This window comes from Runella sp. R5_40 (assembly GCF_057652295.1).
Window position 1 is genome coordinate 20,764 of sequence record NZ_JBYFCH010000038.1, and the last position, 18,378, is coordinate 39,141.

Below are 18,378 nucleotides of genomic sequence, written 5' to 3' on the forward strand. Positions count from 1 at the left end.
ATGGTGGTGATGGACGGAATCGAACCGCCGACACAAGGATTTTCAGTCCTTTGCTCTACCGACTGAGCTACATCACCATCGTTTTTTATTTTGTTCCCGTCGTTCGGGAGTGCAAAGATGTGCGATGTGTTTTTTAAATGCAAACGTTTTTGCTGAAAAAAAATCAAAAAAATGAGTCTTTTTTTGTATCTTGTTGTTTTTCAAGGCGTTTTAGGGCGAAAAATTTTTAAAAATTTTTCGCCCTAAAACGCTTCTAGTCGTTATTGGCCTACAAAATCGCGGTAAGTGCTACATTCTTCGATGATTTCTTTGGTGTAGGCAGAGTTGGCATAATTGCGACGAAGCAAGTCAAAGTACTTGCCTAAGCGTTTCTTTTGCTCTTCGTTCATGCGCTTTTTAAATGCTGCTTGGGTGGCTTCGTCGTAACCGAGGTCGCGGCCTTCGTTGGCCTTAAAGACATAGAACGCACTTGCTTCACAGAGAGATGCCCCAAAGGCGGCTTTGGCGGCTAATTCGGGGTCTTTGGTCAATTGCAATGCCTTTTCAAAATACGTTTTTGCTTTGGCAGCGGTGTAATAGTCAACGCCTGTTAAATCGCGGGGAGGATAGGTGTATTCGTATTCGCTGCTGCTGCGTTGGCGGTTGAGCAATAACCAGCTGTTGCCAAAATACCCCATGTTGTAGGCTCCACAGGCCAACAAATAGGCGGCTTGCGCATCACCTGCTTTCATTTGGGTTTCTAACTGAACCATACGAGCCGCAAATGCTGCGGGAGTCAAGGTTTGCGACGGACTTTGGCCATTATCGGGCTTGATATAAAACGGATTTTCCGTAAGGTAATCGCTAAAGGGATATTCCGTCCACGTTTTGGGTGACACATTTTTCCATACTTCGGCGGCTTGGGCGTACTGGTGTTCTCCCAAAAGGCGGCGACCTAAGACAATGTTCAAGTAGTCAGCATTTACCCCCGATAGTCCCACGAGGCGTTTGCCAAAGTCATCCAATTGGGGCTGTTGTGCGTACGAAATGGCTTCGCGTAGGGTTTCTACCGAAGTGCTATCTTCGACAGCGTATCGGTCTAAGTTGGTGGCAAAAGCGGGAGCGTAGCCGTCGGCATTAGCAGGGCGTGACTGCCAACTGGCAGCGGCTTCCAATAAAAAGGCTTTGGCCAAATGAGTGGCAGAGACGTCGCCCGATGATTTGCTGCTACAGCTCGACCACCATCCGCCTGATTTTTTTTCTTCGGTAGGTTGCCCTCGGTACATTTTTGCCAACAAGCCACAGGCACGCGTATAGGCATTAACGATGCGGAAATTCTCCGATTTATTGAGTTTTTCTAACATCCCAATTACTTTGCCTTCAAACTCGGACGTAATTCCCTCCTGCTGAGCAATCAACAACAATACTTCCTGAATGTCCATTTGTTGTTTGAGGTAGTCGTTGGGGGCGGGAGTGGCTTTGGCTTGCGCAAGGTATTCCTCTGATTTTTTGTAGTCTTTGTTGACATAGGCAACGTAAGACGCAGAAGTGTACCAAAAGGAAGGATTGCTCAAGGCTTTGTTGGTGGCATTGTCGGCGCAAAAATCTCCCAATTGTTCAAAGTACGACTTGCTTTCTCCGCGGCGTTTTTCGTAGGCAAGGGTATCTTCTACGTAAGGCATTTCGCCGTTGGCATAGTACTCGTTTTTGTTGATTTCACGGGCTGTGATAAGCTCAATAAGGGCGTTTTTAGGATTTAACTCCGTTACTTTTTTGAGCATAGGCAATCCATCCTCCAAAGGCTGAATGGCGCTCAAGGCATAAACAGCGGCTTTTTCGGCGTTGTTTTGGCAATAGTCTAAGGCTTTTTCTTGAAAATGAACCCCCTTGATACGCAAACTCAAATCGGCTTCACGGCGGCGTGACGGGCAGCGGTCAAACAATTGAGCAAATTCGTACAGCGCTTTGGCAGTATCGCCCAATGCCATGGTCGCACCTGCTTTTCTTGAAAAAGCCCAATCACTGATAAAGGTTTTGGTTTTGAGGGGTTTAATAAGCTCATCGTAGAGCTTGACGCAGTTGTCAGGCTGTTCCAAAATCATGGCCAATTTCACGGCTTGATACCCGTAACGCTCTTTTAAAAACGGGTCGGTCGTACTGCGGGCAAGCTGTTGACTTTTAGCAAATGCTTCCACCAATACCAGCGAATCTTTGCTTCCTTCTTCCCACGAATAAACGGACGGCTGATACGATTTTTCAATCGACTTGGCCAATTGGAGATAAGTAACGGCCGCTTTGTTGCCCTTCAACATGAGGCGGTTGGGCAGCGTATTATTGGCACTTTCGGTATAAAAATAATTGTAGGCGATGGTTTCGTCCACCCCTGCGTATTTCGCCCAGGCTTGGGAGTTGATGTCTTTTTCAGGACGAAGGGTATCGCTGTAATCGTCCAAATACAGAAATTGTTGGGTAAAGTGGTAGCGCCCGTCGCCCGCTTGGGCAGTGGCGGTTTCGGGTAAAAAATAGCTCGTAAATTCGTTCAAATCAGCAGGGCCTCCTGCACACGCAAGGAGTATCAATACGGCAATGGTTCTAGCGGAACGCTTGAATAATTTGTTGGAGAGAATCTCTTTCATAATGGGAGAGGTTGGTCGAATCTAAGTGGTACAACGCAAAGGTAAGCTTAGTATTTTGTATTTCTTGAGCTAAAGTTTTGGCACTTATTGAAAGGTTGTTGACGGTGCTTTCTTCCACCCGAAAACGGTCGCCACGCCGTACTGAAATCCCCCATAAATGAGTATTAGTAAGGGCAATGTATTGGTTGGTTTCGGGGGCTTTTTTGAATAATGAATTGTTTTGAAAGTCTTTGTGAGACAGGTGGTTAATTATTTTTAATGGTCGCCCGTTTCGGTAAAAAATAGCCCAACGGAATAAAGGTAAAACAACGTCGAGCGGTAATGGATAATCCGAGATGTAATCGGCATACCTGCTGGCGGTAGTAAGGTCGAGAATGGAGTTTTCGGTGCGGAGGCTTTTCCAATCACCCATGTTGTAATACATCAACATTCCACGGGCTACGGGAGGCACACCCGTGGTTCGGTAAAATTTGATTTGGTGTAAACGAATAGTGGCCGAAAGGGTTATGTTATAACCAAAATGGTTGTTATTTTCGTCCAGTTGCTTAGAAAGTTGATTCAATAATTCAAAGTACTTAGCCTTTGTCTGTAAAGTCCAGTCACAGTCGATTTGCAGTTCATGGATGTGCAAAGTCTTGCGTGAAAACTTTGCACTATTATCTATCCTAGGCACATCCGCTTGTGACTGTTGACGATGAATTTGCCAAATCTTCTGCTGAATCTTCTTGGCCAACTCTTCTATTCCACCCCAAGAAAGCTTTTCGAGGGTGCGGTTGGTGATAAAAACGGTAGGCACAAACGCAACGGGCGGATTTTCCTTGAAATAAACCACGGCTTTGGGAACCGCTTGCTTGCTGACGGGATCCCAGTCCACGTCAAAAAATCGAATGTAAAGCTTATTGATACTGTTTTGGGCAAGGGCTTTTTTCTCATACCCCGAAAGCGAAAATTCAGACTTCCAGTAATAAAATGCGTTCGTCAGTTGTCGCGGAGGGGTGGGTTTTGTGGGAGCAAAATAACGTAGATACGCAGATTTTTTTTCGCCCAAGTACTGTGAAACCACATCAAATTCGCCCCAATGATACCTACTCAGATAATGAATAGAGTAAGGGGTGAAATCGCGGATGGTTTTGTCGGTGGTAGCAACGTACGGTCGCGCGGTTAGCCACAGTGCATGGTGTTTGAAAGGTAAAAACGCACTAAAAATGGCGACCAACCCAAGGCCCACCCGAAGGTATTTATCTTGGAAAAATGAGGCACGAAGCGATCGAGCTAACCCCCAACAAAGCACCAATGTAGCAGGCAATCCCGCGCGACGAGGTAGGTCGTTGTAATGGCCATATTTAAAGAGGGTTAGTACAAAAAGTACAATGAGCGAAAGGCAAAGTAGTTGAAATTCGGCGGGAGAAAATGCCCCTTTTGTCTTCAAAAAAAGGATTAAAATTGCCCAAACACCGACGACCAAGAAGATGAAAATTCCCCAAAGGGTAAATTGGTGCGGGGTTGCTAACAAGTTCCACCACCATCCTCGCGCGTCGTGCAATGGAACGTGCCCTGAAAAAAACAGAAATGCAGGTATCGAAATAATTAAAACTGAAAAAAATGTCCACAGATGACTGCCTGCTGCCCGCCGACCGTTGTATTCCAGAAAAACCTGATACCCCAAAAACGGCAAAAACCCCACCGCCACCAACGGCGACCAGTAAAGGGTGGTGGCCACTAGGGAGAGAAACAGGAAGCTAGATACCCCCTTCGTCGGTACGACAAAAGTTTTCTGAAATGAATAAAGAAACAACGCCGTAATAAGCCAAGCGGGAAGGGCGTGTTGGGGAGAGGCAGAAAACGAGTCGATGTGACTGATAAACATCAATCCACCAGGGGATTGAATGAGCTCGATGGTGTGGTCATTCGTCCAAATATCCCGCAAGGCAGCACCGAGTGGGAGGGGAGATTGGATGATTTCGTAAACTAATAATAGGCCGTTGGGGCTGCTGAAAAGTGCAAAAAACAACAAAAGTCGTTTGCCACCTAATTGATAAAGTAACCAAACGACCAGCCAAAGCCCTAACCACGTCCAGCCAAAAAGGTAATAAGGCATGGCTGCCATGCCCCCTGCTAGTTTGGCCAAGGCTGCGGCAGGTAAATAATAGGCCAGGTAATAGCACAAATAACTACCGTCGGAATACTGTACGGGCCAAGAATACCGTACTAAGTTGTTGAGAACGAGGTTGTGTTTGTAGTAATCGAAATGCTGCGGGCGAAAACCTCCGACTCCCGCCAAGTACGTCCATACGAAGGCGGCTATACCACAATAGAATAAAGCCAAAATGGACGTTTTGGTAGGTTTTTCTTTCCAAAAAGAAACAATAGTGGGGTAAAATGGACGCATTAGTCCCACTAACGCAACGGTACTTACCAACGCAACCCAAGGCGAAAACCATCCCCACCAAAACAGGAGCAGCGGAAACGTCAAATAAAGCAGAACAGCCAACGCAGTTTTCATAGGTGGCAAAGCTACAAAACTGCCTGTCAAAAATTATCTTTTGAAAGCGGTAAACCTTCGAGAGGATGGCATTATTTTCGCAAAAAAATAACGACCCTATGCGACTTCCAGTGTATCTCGATTACAACGCCACTACGCCCGTGGACCCGCGGGTGTTGGAAACCATGTTGCCTTGGTTTACGGAGCAGTTTGGCAATGCGGCAAGTCGGACGCATTTGTACGGCTGGACGGCAGAAGAAGCAGTAGCTACGGCACGAAAACAACTAGCAAAGTTAGTACATGTTACGCCCAAAGAAGTGGTGTTTACGAGTGGAGCAACCGAAGCCAATAATTTAGCTATCAAGGGAGTTTTTGAAAAAAAGAGCCACGTAGGAAAACACATCATCACCGTCGCGACCGAGCACAAAGCGGTGCTTGATACCTGTCATCATTTGGAACAACTAGGAGCGGAAATTACCTATCTGGTACCTGCAACCGATGGGCTAATTACTCCTCAGCAAGTGTCTGAAGTCTTGCGTTCGGATACAATTTTAGTGTCGGTGATGTATGCCAACAACGAAATTGGGGTGATTCAACCCATTCGTGACATCGCGGAGGTAGCGCACCAAGCTGGGGCTTTGTTTCATACGGATGCCACGCAAGCGGTAGGAAAACTGCCGATTGATATGCCGTTGGAAGGAATTGACTTGCTCAGTTTGTCGGCGCATAAGTTATATGGACCCAAGGGAATTGGTGCGTTAATAGTGCGTTCGGGCGTAGAAATAGCTTCGCAAATGGACGGTGGTGGGCACGAGCGGGGGCGTCGCTCGGGTACGCTCAATGTGCCTGGGATTGTCGGGCTAGGGAAAGCCTGTGAAATTGCCCAAAAAGAAATGAAATCGGAAACGGCTCGATTGGCGGAGTTGCGCAATCACTTAGAAAGTGAAATTCTGTCAAAAGTGCCCGATACCTTTGTGAATGGAGCAACGGAATATCGACTGTCGCATTTGACCAATATCTGTTTTGAAAACGTGGACGGCGAAAATTTACTATTGAGCCTGCGCGACGTAGCTGTTTCAACGGGGTCGGCTTGCACGTCGGCGTCGGTATTGCCTTCTTATGTGCTAAAAATCCTTGGCTTGACCGACGACCAAGCGTATGCGTCTTTGCGGATGAGCTTGGGACGTTTTACGACGGAGGAAGAAATAACGTTTGCCATCCATCACATCGTTGAAGTGGTCCAAAAAATGCGAGGGTAGCGAACTAACCTCCCGAAAGTTTTAAACTTTCGGGAGGTTAGAAAAAAGCTATTTATGCTCAATTAAATCCCACAAATTGCCGTACAAATCTTCAAAAACGGCCACTGTACCGTAGGGTTCCTCAACGGGTTGGCGCACAAATTTGACGCCATTGTCGAGGTACAATTGGTAATCTCGCCAAAAATCGTCGGTATTCAAAAACAAGAAAACCCTACCTCCCGTCTGATTTCCAACGCGGCTTTGTTGCTCGTCATTGGCTGCTTTGGCCAGCAAAAGCGCACATCCAGAAGTACCTTTGGGCGCTATACGCACCCATCTTTTGGCTGGACTTAGTTGGGTGTCTTCGAGTAAATCAAAGTGTAATTTTTGGGTGTAAAATTCGATAGCCTCGTCATAATCGGCCACTACCAAGGCTAGATGAGCAATGTGCTGTTTCATGGATTTGATGTTTTTCATTTGAACCTCCCGAAAGTTTTCAACTTTTGGGAGGTAAGCAAAAATTAAACAGTGGCTAACCGAAAAACAGTTTCCATTTGTTTCTGATTGATGCGCGACGGGATGAGTTTTAGCAGGGTATTTCGCACCCAAATTCCCCAATCGTTTTCGAGTTGAGAAAGTTTTCCTGTTTGCCAGCTGGTGTTCACTATCATTCGCGCTTTCTTTTGTCGGAGTCGTTGATAATCGGCAAACGTTTTTTCGAGTGGAAGCCCCTTATCCAGCAATTTCCCTAGCACGTACGCGTCTTCTACGGCTTGGCAGGCTCCTTGTCCCATGTTGGGCGTGGTGGCGTGGGCAGCATCGCCAATCAAACAAACACGCTCGGAATGCCATTGGGGAATCGGTTTTAAATCAATGATTTCGTTTTCAATGATTTGGGCGTGGGGCGTGTTGGCAATAATTGCTAAAATATCGGGATGAAATTCGCGGAAAATCTCCAGTAAATTTGCATTGTTTGTGTTGAAAGACACTGAGTTAACCAGCGCGTACCAATATACTTTTTTATCACTGATTTTAACAAAACCAAAACGCTTTCCTTTGCCCCATGCTTCTACGGGCGCGTGGTGATGCCGTTCGTGAAGTTCTATTTCACCCACTCCCCGCCAGCAGAACTGATGCGCATTTCGCAGCTCACTTTTTTCAAAAAGCTGATTCCGAACCACTGATTTGAGGCCGTCGGCTCCGATGAGAATCTGACTTTTTACGGAAGTATTATCTTCGAAGTGGATTATAAAGTCATCATTTTTTTCAATTTTAGCTACTCTTTTTGATAAGTGAATGTGCTCATAACCAACAGCATCGGCAAGAATGCGCTGCAATTCACCGCGATGAATCGCGACGTTATGTACACCGTATTTAGCTTCAAAAGGACGCAAGTCAATCACCGACAAGTCGGCGAGTTGCGGGTCGGTGATGCGCAGGCGAGAGATTTTGTTGCCTGCTTTTTCAATCGACGACTTTAGTCCCAACTGTTGGAATACTTGCATGGCGTTATTGGCCATGATAATTCCTGCCCCTACGGGTTTGATGGCGGAAGCACTTTCGTAAATAGCGACGTCGATTCCGCGTTTTTGAAGGGTAAGGGCGGTGGTAAGTCCACCAATCCCTGCCCCAATGATGGCTGTGCTCATAAAATATGTGCTAAAGGTGTTGTAAACATGTTATCAGACGACAGTCAGACAACACATAACTGAAAAATATACGGTCTGAATGGCGTCTTAGTCGAAAATATATGGTCTGAATGACGTCTTAGCCGAAAAGGTACGGTCTGACTATCGTCTGACCGTGTGTTTAGGTCAGACGATAGTCAGACCGTGAGACAAAGGTAGATGGACGAAACCCTAAAAAACGTACACTAAAGGTAATTAATCGTAATCCGTTTACGAATTCGACTTAGGGATTGGGGTGTAATGCCTAAGTAGCTGGCGATGTATTTTTGGGGAAATTTTTGAAACACCAACGGATTTTCTGTAAGCAGGTGAAGATAGCGTCGCTCGGGCGAATAATAGAGTAAGTCCTCGACGCGGCGTTTGGCCGATAAATACACGCGGTCGGCCATTTGTTTTTCAAACTTTTGCCAAAACTCATTCTTTTGATAAAGAGCCGCTAGGTCGTCTTTGTGAATCAGATAGACCAATGAATTTTTGGTCGCTTGAATGTTGAGTTTGGTAGGAGTTCCCAGCAGTACACTTTCGTAGTCAATAAAAGCGAGGTGTTCGAGGCGGTGGTTGAAGTGAAACAAAAAGCTAATGTCCTCGCCGTCTTCATTGATGTAAAATGTCCGCAGCGCCCCTGTGACCACCAAGCCAACGTGCGTACAAACCTCGCCTTCTCGCAACAAAAACTCTCCTCGACGTATTTTTTTGGGGAAAGCAATTGCCATCATTTCTTCAATGTGCGAAACACTAAGTCCAAACGCATCGGCAAGCTGGGCAGTAAGCGGAGTCATAAAGCGGAAGTAGAGAACCTCACAAGTTTACGCAGAAGTTGTCAGAACACGAAACGCTTCTTCAGGGGTCGAAACAAAATTGATTCGCTTAAATCTGTTGCTTTCGTATATAAAATCCTTGAGACTGCTACTGGTATATTTTGTAAAATCTCCGACGATGGCTAAATAGCCGTTGTAAGTCGAAAATTTTTGTAAAATTTCACCAGCGAGTTTGGTTTTGAGGTCAAAAAAATCGGATGAAAAGTGCTCTTCGCGGAGGATAATTTTGGCCGTGTTGTAGTTGTAATTACAATTCATGAGCAATTCTAGCGCTTCTTGGGCACTGCCAATTGGAACAGAAACCTGTTCGACCACCGCCAGTTTTTCGTTATGAATTTCAACAACTGAAATAATCATTTGAGTGAAAGTAAGTTAGTGGAGTAAAAAATCAACCGAATCGTCAAAATGACTAAGCGTAAAATCTGCGAGTTCAAAAGATGTATGGAGTTGACCATTGGTAAATGCGACGACCGTCATACCTGCACTTTTGGCTGCTATCATCCCTGAGTGGGAGTCTTCCACAACAACACATTCGTGGGGCATAATGGCTAGTTTTTGGGAAGCAGATAAATAAACCGCAGGGTCAGGCTTTCCCTTTTCTTCAAACTCAGCCGACGAAATCGCATCAATCAACTCATAAACACCTACTTTTTGAAGAGCAAAAGGAATAATACGATAAGGTGAATTGGTGGCAACGCCAATTTTTAGCCCCTGTGCTTTTAGGCGTTCCATAAAGCCTCTTATACCTAAAATAGTACAGTTGTTGGTCTCAATCAATTCAATGACCCGCGAAATGACTCGTTCTTCTACTTCTTTCAACGAAATAGTTTGCCAAGGATATTTTTCAAACCAAAACTCAGCAACTTCGGTGGTTGTCATGGTTTGGGTAATTGGAGTAAATTCTTCTGATACAACTACTCCCAACGAAGAAAAAATGTCAAACTCAGCTTGTTTCCACAAGGGTTCAGAGTCAATAATAACGCCGTCCATATCAAAAATAACGGCCTTTTTATGGGGCATAGCGGAAGGGTATGGTAATACTAAAACTTGATTTCTTGCTCGGTTCCCCTGATTCGAAGCCGTCCAGAGGAGACTTCTTTTTTTAGGGTGGACAAATCAAAGCAAAAATCTTTATAATCGAGCCTTTTGCAAGGGTTTTGTGTGGTAAAAACGATGCGCCCTTCTCGGTAAACTCCTTTCGAGTCTTCTTGCCGAGAAGGGTCAACGTACAAAGCAAAGGCGTGGTTGGGGTCGCAACCACCGCCGTACGCAAAAGAAATAGTGAGAATGTGGTCGGAAAGTTGGGTGGATTGTATCGTAAAAAGGTCGAGCCCCGTGGGTGCGTCGAGGTTGGAGGTAAGTTGTACGGGCGAACATACGCCGTTTCGCTCTGCTTTTACGTCCGAAGATGTTTCGCAGGCAAAGCAGCAAGTGAGCATCAAAGCGAATAAAAGCAAACTTGTTTTCATGGAGGCTGTGTTTTACTGTTTTTCAAAAAGGAACTCCCCCCTTCCCGAAGGGTTGAGCACCAATCGAGTTTGGCTGAGAGAGGTAAGGTCGATGAGTTGTCCGTTGGAAGAAGACATACACGTGGCACGAATGCGCACTTGGCTGCCTTCGATTTGGTAGCTCCCGCCGCCACATCCTAGAAAACTGTAGTCGATGGGGCGGGTGTTTCGGTAGTATTCGTTAAATTCATTTTTCTTGGAAAACGAAATAAATACTCCCTTGTCGTTGGGAACGGTGGTTTGGGTACAGCCAGAGGTGCCTGTGGACTTACAATAGGAAATTAACTTCCAAGTTCCTGTCAGTTCTTTGTTAGTGCCCACAGAATCACTGGATTGGCAAGCAATGAAAAGGCTAACAAAAATCAAGTAAACGAAGCGGCGCATAGAAAAAGAATGGGTTGTTTTTCTCTAGGACGCGGCAAGTTGGCAGAAGGTTGGAAAAGAGAAATTGTATTGACAGATTACAGCAAGGCAATGATTTTGTCGGCTTCGCGAATTCCGCTCAGATAAGCACCGTGGGCAGTAGAGAAGTAGTCGGCTTCGGTATGTTCTCCTGCAAAAAATAGCTTATTGTCAATTTCTTCGGCAAGGTCTTCAAAATGCCGCATTTCGGAGCCAACGGCGGTGTATGAATAGGCTCCAAAGGCGTTTTCGTTGGTACTCCATCGGGTACGGAGCATACGCGTAGGAGCAGGAATCGATGTTCCGTACATATCTTTCAAATGCGCCATAATTTCGGTCGTCACTTGTGCGTCGGTCATGGTCTCGGTCGCTCGGCCGTAGTCGGCATAGGCAAAGGTCATGAGGGCATGGGCGGAGGGACTAAATTTGTTCAGATTCACAAAATAATTAAACTTATCACGCACTTCGGGCGTGTAAGAAATGTACTGAGCGTCGTCCCAAAAAGTGGTATTCCACGTGAGCAAAAATTTATTGACGCAATTCATTCCTATTTTTTGAATCGCTGTTTGTTTGGCGGCGGGTAAGTTGGGGGTAAAAAGGAGTTTGTTGTTTTTGAGCACGCCCAAAGGCACCGTTACAATCACAAAGTCAGCTTGAGTAACGGTATTGTTGTGGGTAATTTGAATGGCCGAAGTACGGTAATCAATGGCCGAAACGCGTTGATTTAAGCTAATAGATAGGTTCTTGGCTAAATAAGTAGCAAGGGTGTCGTAGCCATTGGTAGCGATTTTTTCTACACCTCCGTATTCTTCTCCTTCATTGTAGAGGGTCGATGATAGCTTATCCAAATCGCCTGTATCGAACGTGACGTAGGTCGAAAGAAAAAACTTCCACAAGCGGTCGTTTTGCTTTTCGGGGTAAAGTCGATTGAAAACACTGGCAAAACTTTGGTCGTTGCTACCCCTTTTCATCATTGAACCGAGGATGTTATAAAACTCATCCTCGGCCGAGTCGTAGGTAGAAGTTTTTCGGAGAGCTCCTCCAATGTCGTACGATTTCATACTTTCATCAAGCGTCTGAAACGTCGTCATGCCTGCTTCTTGCGCCAACGCGGTGATGGGGTTGCCGTCGATGCCATGTATCCAACTTGCGCCTTCGTCAAACGGAATCCCTAACGAACGATTGGTGCGCACCCGTCCTCCCACTTTATCTTGTGCCTCCAAGACGCTCACCTTAAAACCTGCTTCTTGTAGCTTTTTGGCTGCTGCCAAACCTGCAATACCCGCGCCAATCACAACCACTGTTTTGTCGGCAGGATTGAGCCCATTTTCTGCTTGGCAGGCAGTCGTCCAGTAAGAGGAAGCCAGGAGCGAAGCAGGAATACTTTTTAGAAAAATTCGCCTTTTCATCGTTTTTGTTTTAGGACGTAAAAATCTCTAAAAGGTACTGTTGTTGTACCATGCCCGACTATTTCGTGCCATCTGTGTACTTAAAATCGTCGATAACAGTACACGGATGGCACGGATTTAACGGATGAAGGATAGATAAAACAAAATCTTCGGGTACAATAACGTGGAGTTGTAGCAAATGGAGATTAGTAAAGTAGGCTTGCCTTCTGATGTGAAATTTCTTTTTCCTCCTTAAAAATTCTAACAAAATAAGACGGTAAAGCCTCAACCATTGTATTAAATGAACACTCGTACGTAAATTCTTTGTTCTTGAATCGGTAATTGGGTTCACTGGCAGTTCCTTCTGAAAAAAACTCACCTTTTGGGATGATGATGTCGGGTTTAGAACTCATTTTGTTGGGCAATGTCCACGAAGCGTAACGGTACGTGTTATCTTTCATTTGATCAACCCTGATAAGAAATTTACTGGTTTTAAACACTAAAATGGGCTGACTGAATTCCTTCAAACTGCTATGAAGCGTAGTGCGAATTTCTTCAATCCGTGCCTGTCTTTTGCTTTCTTCGATTTTTGAAGAATAATTGACAGCCCGCAAAGACCCGTCATAATCTAGCCAGAGTTCTCCATTGGAAAACATAATCCCTCGCCACCCAACGGTTGCCCAGTCTTTTGAAAGGTTTGATTTCGAAATCATTTGAGTAAACGCAGCATCGAACACTTCATGGTAGCGTTTGATAAACTCGCTCTTGTTGCGAATCGGTGGAAGGGGATAGTTTCTATTGAACGGATACATCACTTTATCAGCCAGCTTTTCTTTTTGCTGTTTTTTTATGCAGTCAATAAAAAAACGGATATTCTCCTTGTTCGTCTCAGACAGTCCTTGGGCATACGCCGTACTGACGTAGCTAATAATGACAATCAAAAATGCTAAAATTCTCATCGACTTTATTTAGTGGTATGCAATCCAAAGTACACAGCAAACCTTTTACACTCTCAATAACCCCCGAAACCCGCGAGCGGCGTAATACGATTCGGCACCGTTGTGATACACAAAAACGTGATTGTAGCGGCGGTCGCAGAAAAGAGCCCCTCCAAGTTGGCGGATAGCGGCAGGCGTTTGAATCCAGCTGGAAGTTTTGGTATCAAACTTCCCAAGCTGCTGGAGATTTTTGTATTGCTCTTCCGTTAAAAGTTCAACCCCAATTTCTTCTGCAAATTCCAAGGCATTGTTGGTGGGTTTGTGCTCTTTGCGGGCGTCAAGGGCAGCACGGTCGTAACAAAAACTACGGCGACCTTTGGGGCTTTCGGCTGAGCAATCAACGAAAATATATTCGTCTGTTGCGGCGTCGTAGCCTATTACATCGGGTTCGCCTTCGGATTCTTCCATTTCGTTGAGCGACCACATTTTATCCGAATTTGCTTCGATTTTGGCTTGTACATTGGCCCAATCGATTCCTGCATGGCGGTTTTTATTTTTTTCAAAACGCGTTTTTAGAAGGTTGATTAGCTCTTCGCGGCGTTCTTGGGGTAATTGCTTGTTCATGTGTATGCTGTTTTTGATTTTTTTGAAAATGAATTAGTTGGCAAAAAATGCCTGTAATCGGTTGTGTGCGAGGTTAATGCCCATAGCAAACGGTATTTGTAGCAACTGATTACGGTAGGCAATTGACTTAAACACGATGTGCATCGTCAGTTTGCTGGTTGTTTCGGTGAGTTTTTCAAATTCTAAAAACTCAAGCTGCACAGCGAAAGGAGTATTTTCCATTTCAAACGTTCGCGTAATTTTTTGGTTAGGGACAAACTCATGAATGACCCCACTAAACCGATGCGCGTGCCCCCGTGGGTCGGTGGTTTCAAATTGGTACCCACCGTGGGCATGATTTTCAAGTTTGAGCACTTTCGTTCCCATCCACTGTTCGACGATTTCTGGCACGACGTAGGCTTTGAAAAGAAGTTCAATGGGCAAATCAAACTCTCTCGTAATCAAGAGTTCTTGCTTTCCATCTTCGGCATGGACGTTGGTTTTGGGCTGCACCATGGGTTATTGATTGGCTTGATAGGTTTTCATGATGGCTTCTAACTTGTTAAATCGGTCGTCCCAAAACTGACGGAAAGGCTCAATGAAGTCGGCAATTTCCCTCATCTTCTGTGGGTTGAGGTGGTAATAAATTTCTCGACCGTTTTGGTGTTGAGACAGCAACTCACATTCGGTAAGAATCTGTAAATGTTTGGAAACAGTAGGGCGTGCCGTGTCAAAATTGGCCGCAATGGCTCCCGCAGTCATGGCCTGTGAGGCAACCAACATCAGAATTGCTCTGCGAGTGGGGTCGGCAATGGCCTGAAAAACATCTCTTCGTAGATTCATTGTGTAGCTATTTGGCTACAAATGTACGTGTAGTTATTTGACTACACAAATTTTCTTTCAGCCTTTCCAAGTTTAAGTAATGGAATAAGATAAAACTTGGAAAGCCTCGTTCGTCAACTTTCCAAGTTTGGGAGTTATTCCTCCCCACGGCCTCGTTTGAGGTCGCGTTCTTTGATGGAGTCACGCTTATCGTAGAGCTTTTTCCCTTTGGCAAGGGCAATTTCCATTTTACAAAGACCATTTTCATTGATAAAAAGGCGCGTCGGAATAATCGTCAAGCCTTGGTCTTTGAGTTTTGCAGCCAGTTTTTTAAGCTCTCTTTTTTGTAACAATAACTTACGGTCACGTACGGGATTGTGGTTGGCATACGTCCCTTTTTCGTACGGAGAAATGTGCAAGTGGTGCACATAAAGTTCATTGTCCAAAAAAATACAATACGCGTCCGTGAGGTTGGCTTTTCCGTCGCGGATGGATTTAATTTCGGTGCCAGTCAAGACAATCCCAGCGGTATGGGTTTCGAGAAAAAAAAACTCGAACGACGCGCGGCGATTGCTAATATCTATGGTTCTGCTCATTTTCTAAGGCTAAAATCTTTTCAATAATTTCGAACGAAAAGGCTGCGAAGTTAACAATTTCCTTTTGTTAAACCTTGCTGAAGGCCAGTTCGTCGCTAATTCCAAGCAAAAGTGCGATTCCTTCTCTACCTTTGGTACAAATTCAATTTCATCCATTCTAAATTCCCTTGTATATGAAAAAACTCTTCCTTCTGTTTGGGGTGATGCTCAGTACGGTGGCCTTGGCTCAACCCAAGCCCAAACCTGCCATGGGTTGGAAAGACGTCCTCAACTGGAAAGCCATTCCTTCGTTTGGTGGCACCCAACTTTCGCCCGACGGCCAATGGTATGCTTATGTATTGGCAACCTACGAAAGCGATGCCGAACTGATTATTCAGAAAACGTCGGATACTACCAAATACGTATATCCGATTGGTACACCGTCGTTTGCGCAAATTAGCTTTTCTGACAACAGCAAGTGGGTAGCTTTTAAGGTATTTGCCAAAAACAAAGACAAAAAAGCGGCTGCTAAACCTGGTGGAAAACCCATTCCTGACAAAGTATTTTTGGTAGAATTGGCGTCGAACAAAAAAACGGAATTTGACCGCGTAAAAAGCTTTGCCTTCAACGGTGAGAAAGCTTCGCACTTGGCGCTTTTGCTTACTGCAAGTGGCGGCGCAGGCCCTTCGGCTGGCGGCGGTGATGCTGCCAAAGGCACCGATTTATTGTTGTACGACCTTGGCAGCAGCAAAACCCAAAACGTAGGGAACGTGGCTGAAATGGGCTTTGACAAATCGGGAAACTGGTTAGCGATGGCCATTGATGCCAACGAAAAAGCAGGAAACGGAGTCCAATTGCGGAACATGACTACGGGCGTGACGCTGACGATGGACAATGACAAGGCGCGTTATCAGTCGCTGAACTGGACTGAAAAAGGCGATGGCTTGGCCTTGCTCAAAAGCGTTAAAGACGAGAAATACAAAAACGAACGAGTGGGCGTGTTGGGGATTAAAAACTTTGGAACGATGCCCGAACTTATCACTTACGACCCCAAAAGCGATAGCCTTGGTTTTCCCAAAGGGATGACCGTAAGCCCTAACCGCACGCCCTATTGGTCGGAGGATTTGGGACGGTTGTTTTTTGGTGTTCATAAGTTAGAGTTGGCCAAAAAAGAAGAGAAAAAGCCCGCTGCGGCCCCCAAAGACACGACAAAGAAGCTGTCTGACGCGGAGAAGTTAGCCAAAATCAAGGCGGATACTACGGTCAAAACGTTGGAAGATTTGCAAAAAGCCCTCGCCAAAGTGAAGACTGACTCGACCAAAGCAGTAGCGAGTGCCGATAAAAAAGACGACACTGAAAAGCCCGAAGTGACGATTTGGAACTGGCAAGACAAGCGTTTGCAGTCGAGACAACAGATTCAGGAGACGCAAGATAAAAACCAAAACTACGTGTCGATGTACGACGTGGCGGCTAAGAAATTTGTACAACTGGCCGACAGCAGCGTAAAATCCATTTCTATCGCTCCCAAACAGTTGTACGGTATTGGCACCGACAACAGTGAGTATGAACTAGAAAGTAGCCTCGACGGGCGCAATTACGTGGATGTTTACGTAACGGAACTCAAAACGGGCAAACGCGAAAAAGTAAGAACGAAGCATTATTTGCCTAACTTTTGGTCAGGTGCGCAGCCTTCTCCCGATGGTACTAAGTTTATGTACTGGGAAGGGACGAACTACTGGGTCTATGACATGGCGACCAAAAACAGCCGTAATTTGACCGAAAAAGTACCAACGTCGTTTGTGGATGTGGACGATGACCACAACCAACAAACCCCACCGCAAGGAGCCGTCGGCTGGAGCAGCGATAGTAAGTCGGTGTTGTTGTCGGACGGATGGGATATTTGGCAAGTACCTACCGACGAAAAAGATGCTAAAGGAAAGGCGTTGGTGGCGGTTAATTTGACCCAAAACGGTAAAAAAGACAAGATTCGCTACGACCAACGCTACCAACTCGACCCCGAAGAAAAAGGAATTGATTTGAAAAAACCGTTGTATTTGCATACCTATGGCGAGTGGACGAAAAAAAGTGGAGTAGCGCGTTTGGACATCGGAAAGACCATCACCGTGAAGCCTTTGCTGTGGCAAGATGCGGCCGTTGGTAGTTTGTCCAAAGCCAAAAAGGCGGAGACGTTTGTGTTTGCCAAAGAAACATTTACCCAGCCACGTCAGTATTTTGTAACAACGAGTGCAGAGCTTGGCGGCGAGAAACAATTGACCAAAAATGCGCCATTGCTTGAGAAATTTGCGTGGTCGGCAGGAACCCGCTTGGTCGATTACGTAAGCGACAAAGGCGATACCTTGCAAGGAGCATTGTTTTTGCCTGCGGGCTATGAACAAGGTAAGAAATACCCAACGGTGGTGTATTACTACGAAAAACTATCGCAGACGCTCCATAATTTCGCTAATCCTGCTTATTCTGGTACAGGTTGGAATCCTTCGATTTATACCTCAAATGGTTATGCCGTATTTATTCCAGACATTGTTTACAAACTCAACGACCCAGGGATGTCGGCGGTTTGGTGCGTATTGCCAGCCGTAAAAGCAGCGCTTAAAACGGGCGTGATTGACGAAGCCAAAATAGGTATTCACGGTCACTCGTGGGGTGGCTACCAAACCAGCTTTTTGATTACGCAAACCAATATGTTTAAGGCCGCCGCCGCTGGAGCACCGTTGACGGACATGATTTCGATGTACAATTTGATTTATAAAAACTCAGGGACAAGCAACGGACAAATTTTTGAAGGTTCGCAGGGACGTTTGGTAGCGCCGTGGGAAAACTGGGACGCTTACAACCGTAACTCTCCGATTTACCACGTCAAAAAGGTACAAACCCCGCTTCTGCTGTTGCACAATGACGCCGACGGTGCCGTTGATTTTACCCAAGGAGTGGAATATTACACGGCGTTACGTCGCTTGAAGAAACCCGTTGTGATGGTGCAATACAAAGGTGAAAACCACGGATTGGCCAAACAACCGAACCGCAAAGACTACTCGGTACGGATGATGGAGTTTTTTGACCATTTCTTGAAAGGGAAACCTGCCCCAGAATGGTGGTCGAAAGGTGTGCCGCGCTTAGACATTGAGCAGCACATCGAAGGACGTATTTTTGAAAACTAGTAGGTGGAGGAGGTTATGAGTAACCTCCTTCACTTTAATGTGCGGGGAGGTTATGAACTGTGTTAAAAACCAAATAGTAAGGCAAATATTATTTTGCGAGCGCCATTCTGTTAGCCTGAAAATCA

17 protein-coding genes and 1 tRNA gene are annotated in these 18,378 nt (G+C 45.5%); 2 read left to right on the forward strand and 16 right to left on the reverse strand.

The genetic code is table 11. The features are described 5' to 3' along the window. Nucleotide 1: 1 nt before the first annotated feature. From AC23N5_RS30410 to AC23N5_RS30420, 3 genes are all read right to left on the reverse strand, one after another. Nucleotides 2-77, reverse strand: a tRNA-Phe gene (locus AC23N5_RS30410). Nucleotides 78-260: 183 nt separating this feature from the next. Further along, a complete protein-coding gene (locus AC23N5_RS30415) occupies nucleotides 261-2,615 on the reverse strand; it encodes a hypothetical protein (protein WP_487758416.1) in 2,355 nt (784 codons plus the stop codon). Next, nucleotides 2,572-5,118: a hypothetical protein gene (locus AC23N5_RS30420; RefSeq protein ID WP_487758417.1), complete on the reverse strand. Its 2,547-nt coding sequence runs from the start codon at nucleotides 5,116-5,118 to the stop codon at nucleotides 2,572-2,574. The genes AC23N5_RS30415 and AC23N5_RS30420 overlap by 44 nt, the downstream gene beginning before the upstream one ends. A 98-nt stretch (nucleotides 5,119-5,216) precedes the next feature. Here AC23N5_RS30420 and AC23N5_RS30425 point away from each other — a divergent pair, with 98 nt between their 5' ends. Continuing rightward, a complete protein-coding gene (locus AC23N5_RS30425; RefSeq protein WP_487758428.1) occupies nucleotides 5,217-6,356 on the forward strand; it encodes a cysteine desulfurase family protein in 1,140 nt (379 codons plus the stop codon). A 48-nt stretch (nucleotides 6,357-6,404) separates the two neighbouring features. On the opposite strand, the gene AC23N5_RS30430 is transcribed toward AC23N5_RS30425, so the two are convergent. From AC23N5_RS30430 to smpB, 13 genes are all read right to left on the reverse strand, one after another. Beyond that, complete coding sequence (locus AC23N5_RS30430) at nucleotides 6,405-6,794, reverse strand: VOC family protein (protein ID WP_487758429.1); 390 nt, start codon at nucleotides 6,792-6,794, stop codon at nucleotides 6,405-6,407. Nucleotides 6,795-6,856: 62 nt separating this feature from the next. After that, a complete protein-coding gene (locus AC23N5_RS30435; RefSeq protein ID WP_487758418.1) occupies nucleotides 6,857-7,984 on the reverse strand; it encodes an FAD-dependent monooxygenase in 1,128 nt (375 codons plus the stop codon). 224 nt (nucleotides 7,985-8,208) lie between these two features. After that, on the reverse strand, nucleotides 8,209-8,802 hold the full coding sequence (locus AC23N5_RS30440) for a Crp/Fnr family transcriptional regulator (protein ID WP_487758419.1): 594 nt from the start codon (nucleotides 8,800-8,802) through the stop codon (nucleotides 8,209-8,211). 27 nt (nucleotides 8,803-8,829) lie between these two features. Further along, a complete protein-coding gene (locus AC23N5_RS30445) occupies nucleotides 8,830-9,198 on the reverse strand; it encodes a DUF4180 domain-containing protein (protein WP_487758420.1) in 369 nt (122 codons plus the stop codon). A gap of 15 nt (nucleotides 9,199-9,213) precedes the next feature. Next, a complete protein-coding gene (gene hxpB, locus AC23N5_RS30450; protein WP_487758421.1) occupies nucleotides 9,214-9,861 on the reverse strand; it encodes a hexitol phosphatase HxpB in 648 nt (215 codons plus the stop codon). Between the two features lie 20 nt (nucleotides 9,862-9,881). Next, the gene (locus AC23N5_RS30455) at nucleotides 9,882-10,310 is read right to left on the reverse strand and encodes a hypothetical protein (protein ID WP_487758422.1); all 429 of its coding nucleotides are present in this window, start codon (nucleotides 10,308-10,310) and stop codon (nucleotides 9,882-9,884) included. A gap of 12 nt (nucleotides 10,311-10,322) precedes the next feature. Further along, nucleotides 10,323-10,733, reverse strand: a complete 411-nt coding sequence (locus AC23N5_RS30460) for a lipocalin-like domain-containing protein (protein WP_487758423.1) — start codon at nucleotides 10,731-10,733, stop codon at nucleotides 10,323-10,325. Between the two features lie 77 nt (nucleotides 10,734-10,810). Beyond that, nucleotides 10,811-12,160, reverse strand: a complete 1,350-nt coding sequence (locus AC23N5_RS30465) for a flavin monoamine oxidase family protein (RefSeq protein WP_487758424.1) — start codon at nucleotides 12,158-12,160, stop codon at nucleotides 10,811-10,813. 185 nt (nucleotides 12,161-12,345) lie between these two features. Further along, nucleotides 12,346-13,098 (reverse strand): hypothetical protein, encoded by a 753-nt coding sequence (locus AC23N5_RS30470; protein ID WP_183971364.1) that lies wholly within the window; start codon nucleotides 13,096-13,098, stop codon nucleotides 12,346-12,348. Nucleotides 13,099-13,143: 45 nt separating this feature from the next. Then, nucleotides 13,144-13,701 (reverse strand): DUF4256 domain-containing protein, encoded by a 558-nt coding sequence (locus tag AC23N5_RS30475; protein WP_487758425.1) that lies wholly within the window; start codon nucleotides 13,699-13,701, stop codon nucleotides 13,144-13,146. A gap of 33 nt (nucleotides 13,702-13,734) precedes the next feature. Continuing rightward, nucleotides 13,735-14,196, reverse strand: a complete 462-nt coding sequence (locus AC23N5_RS30480; RefSeq protein WP_487758426.1) for an SRPBCC family protein — start codon at nucleotides 14,194-14,196, stop codon at nucleotides 13,735-13,737. Between the two features lie 3 nt (nucleotides 14,197-14,199). Beyond that, complete coding sequence (locus AC23N5_RS30485) at nucleotides 14,200-14,523, reverse strand: ArsR/SmtB family transcription factor (protein ID WP_122929238.1); 324 nt, start codon at nucleotides 14,521-14,523, stop codon at nucleotides 14,200-14,202. Between the two features lie 134 nt (nucleotides 14,524-14,657). Continuing rightward, on the reverse strand, nucleotides 14,658-15,098 hold the full coding sequence (smpB, locus tag AC23N5_RS30490) for an SsrA-binding protein SmpB (protein ID WP_183971368.1): 441 nt from the start codon (nucleotides 15,096-15,098) through the stop codon (nucleotides 14,658-14,660). Nucleotides 15,099-15,271: 173 nt separating this feature from the next. Here smpB and AC23N5_RS30495 point away from each other — a divergent pair, with 173 nt between their 5' ends. Further along, nucleotides 15,272-18,253, forward strand: coding sequence for an alpha/beta hydrolase family protein (locus AC23N5_RS30495; RefSeq protein WP_487758427.1), 2,982 nt, complete (start codon nucleotides 15,272-15,274; stop codon nucleotides 18,251-18,253). Nucleotides 18,254-18,378: the final 125 nt, after the last annotated feature.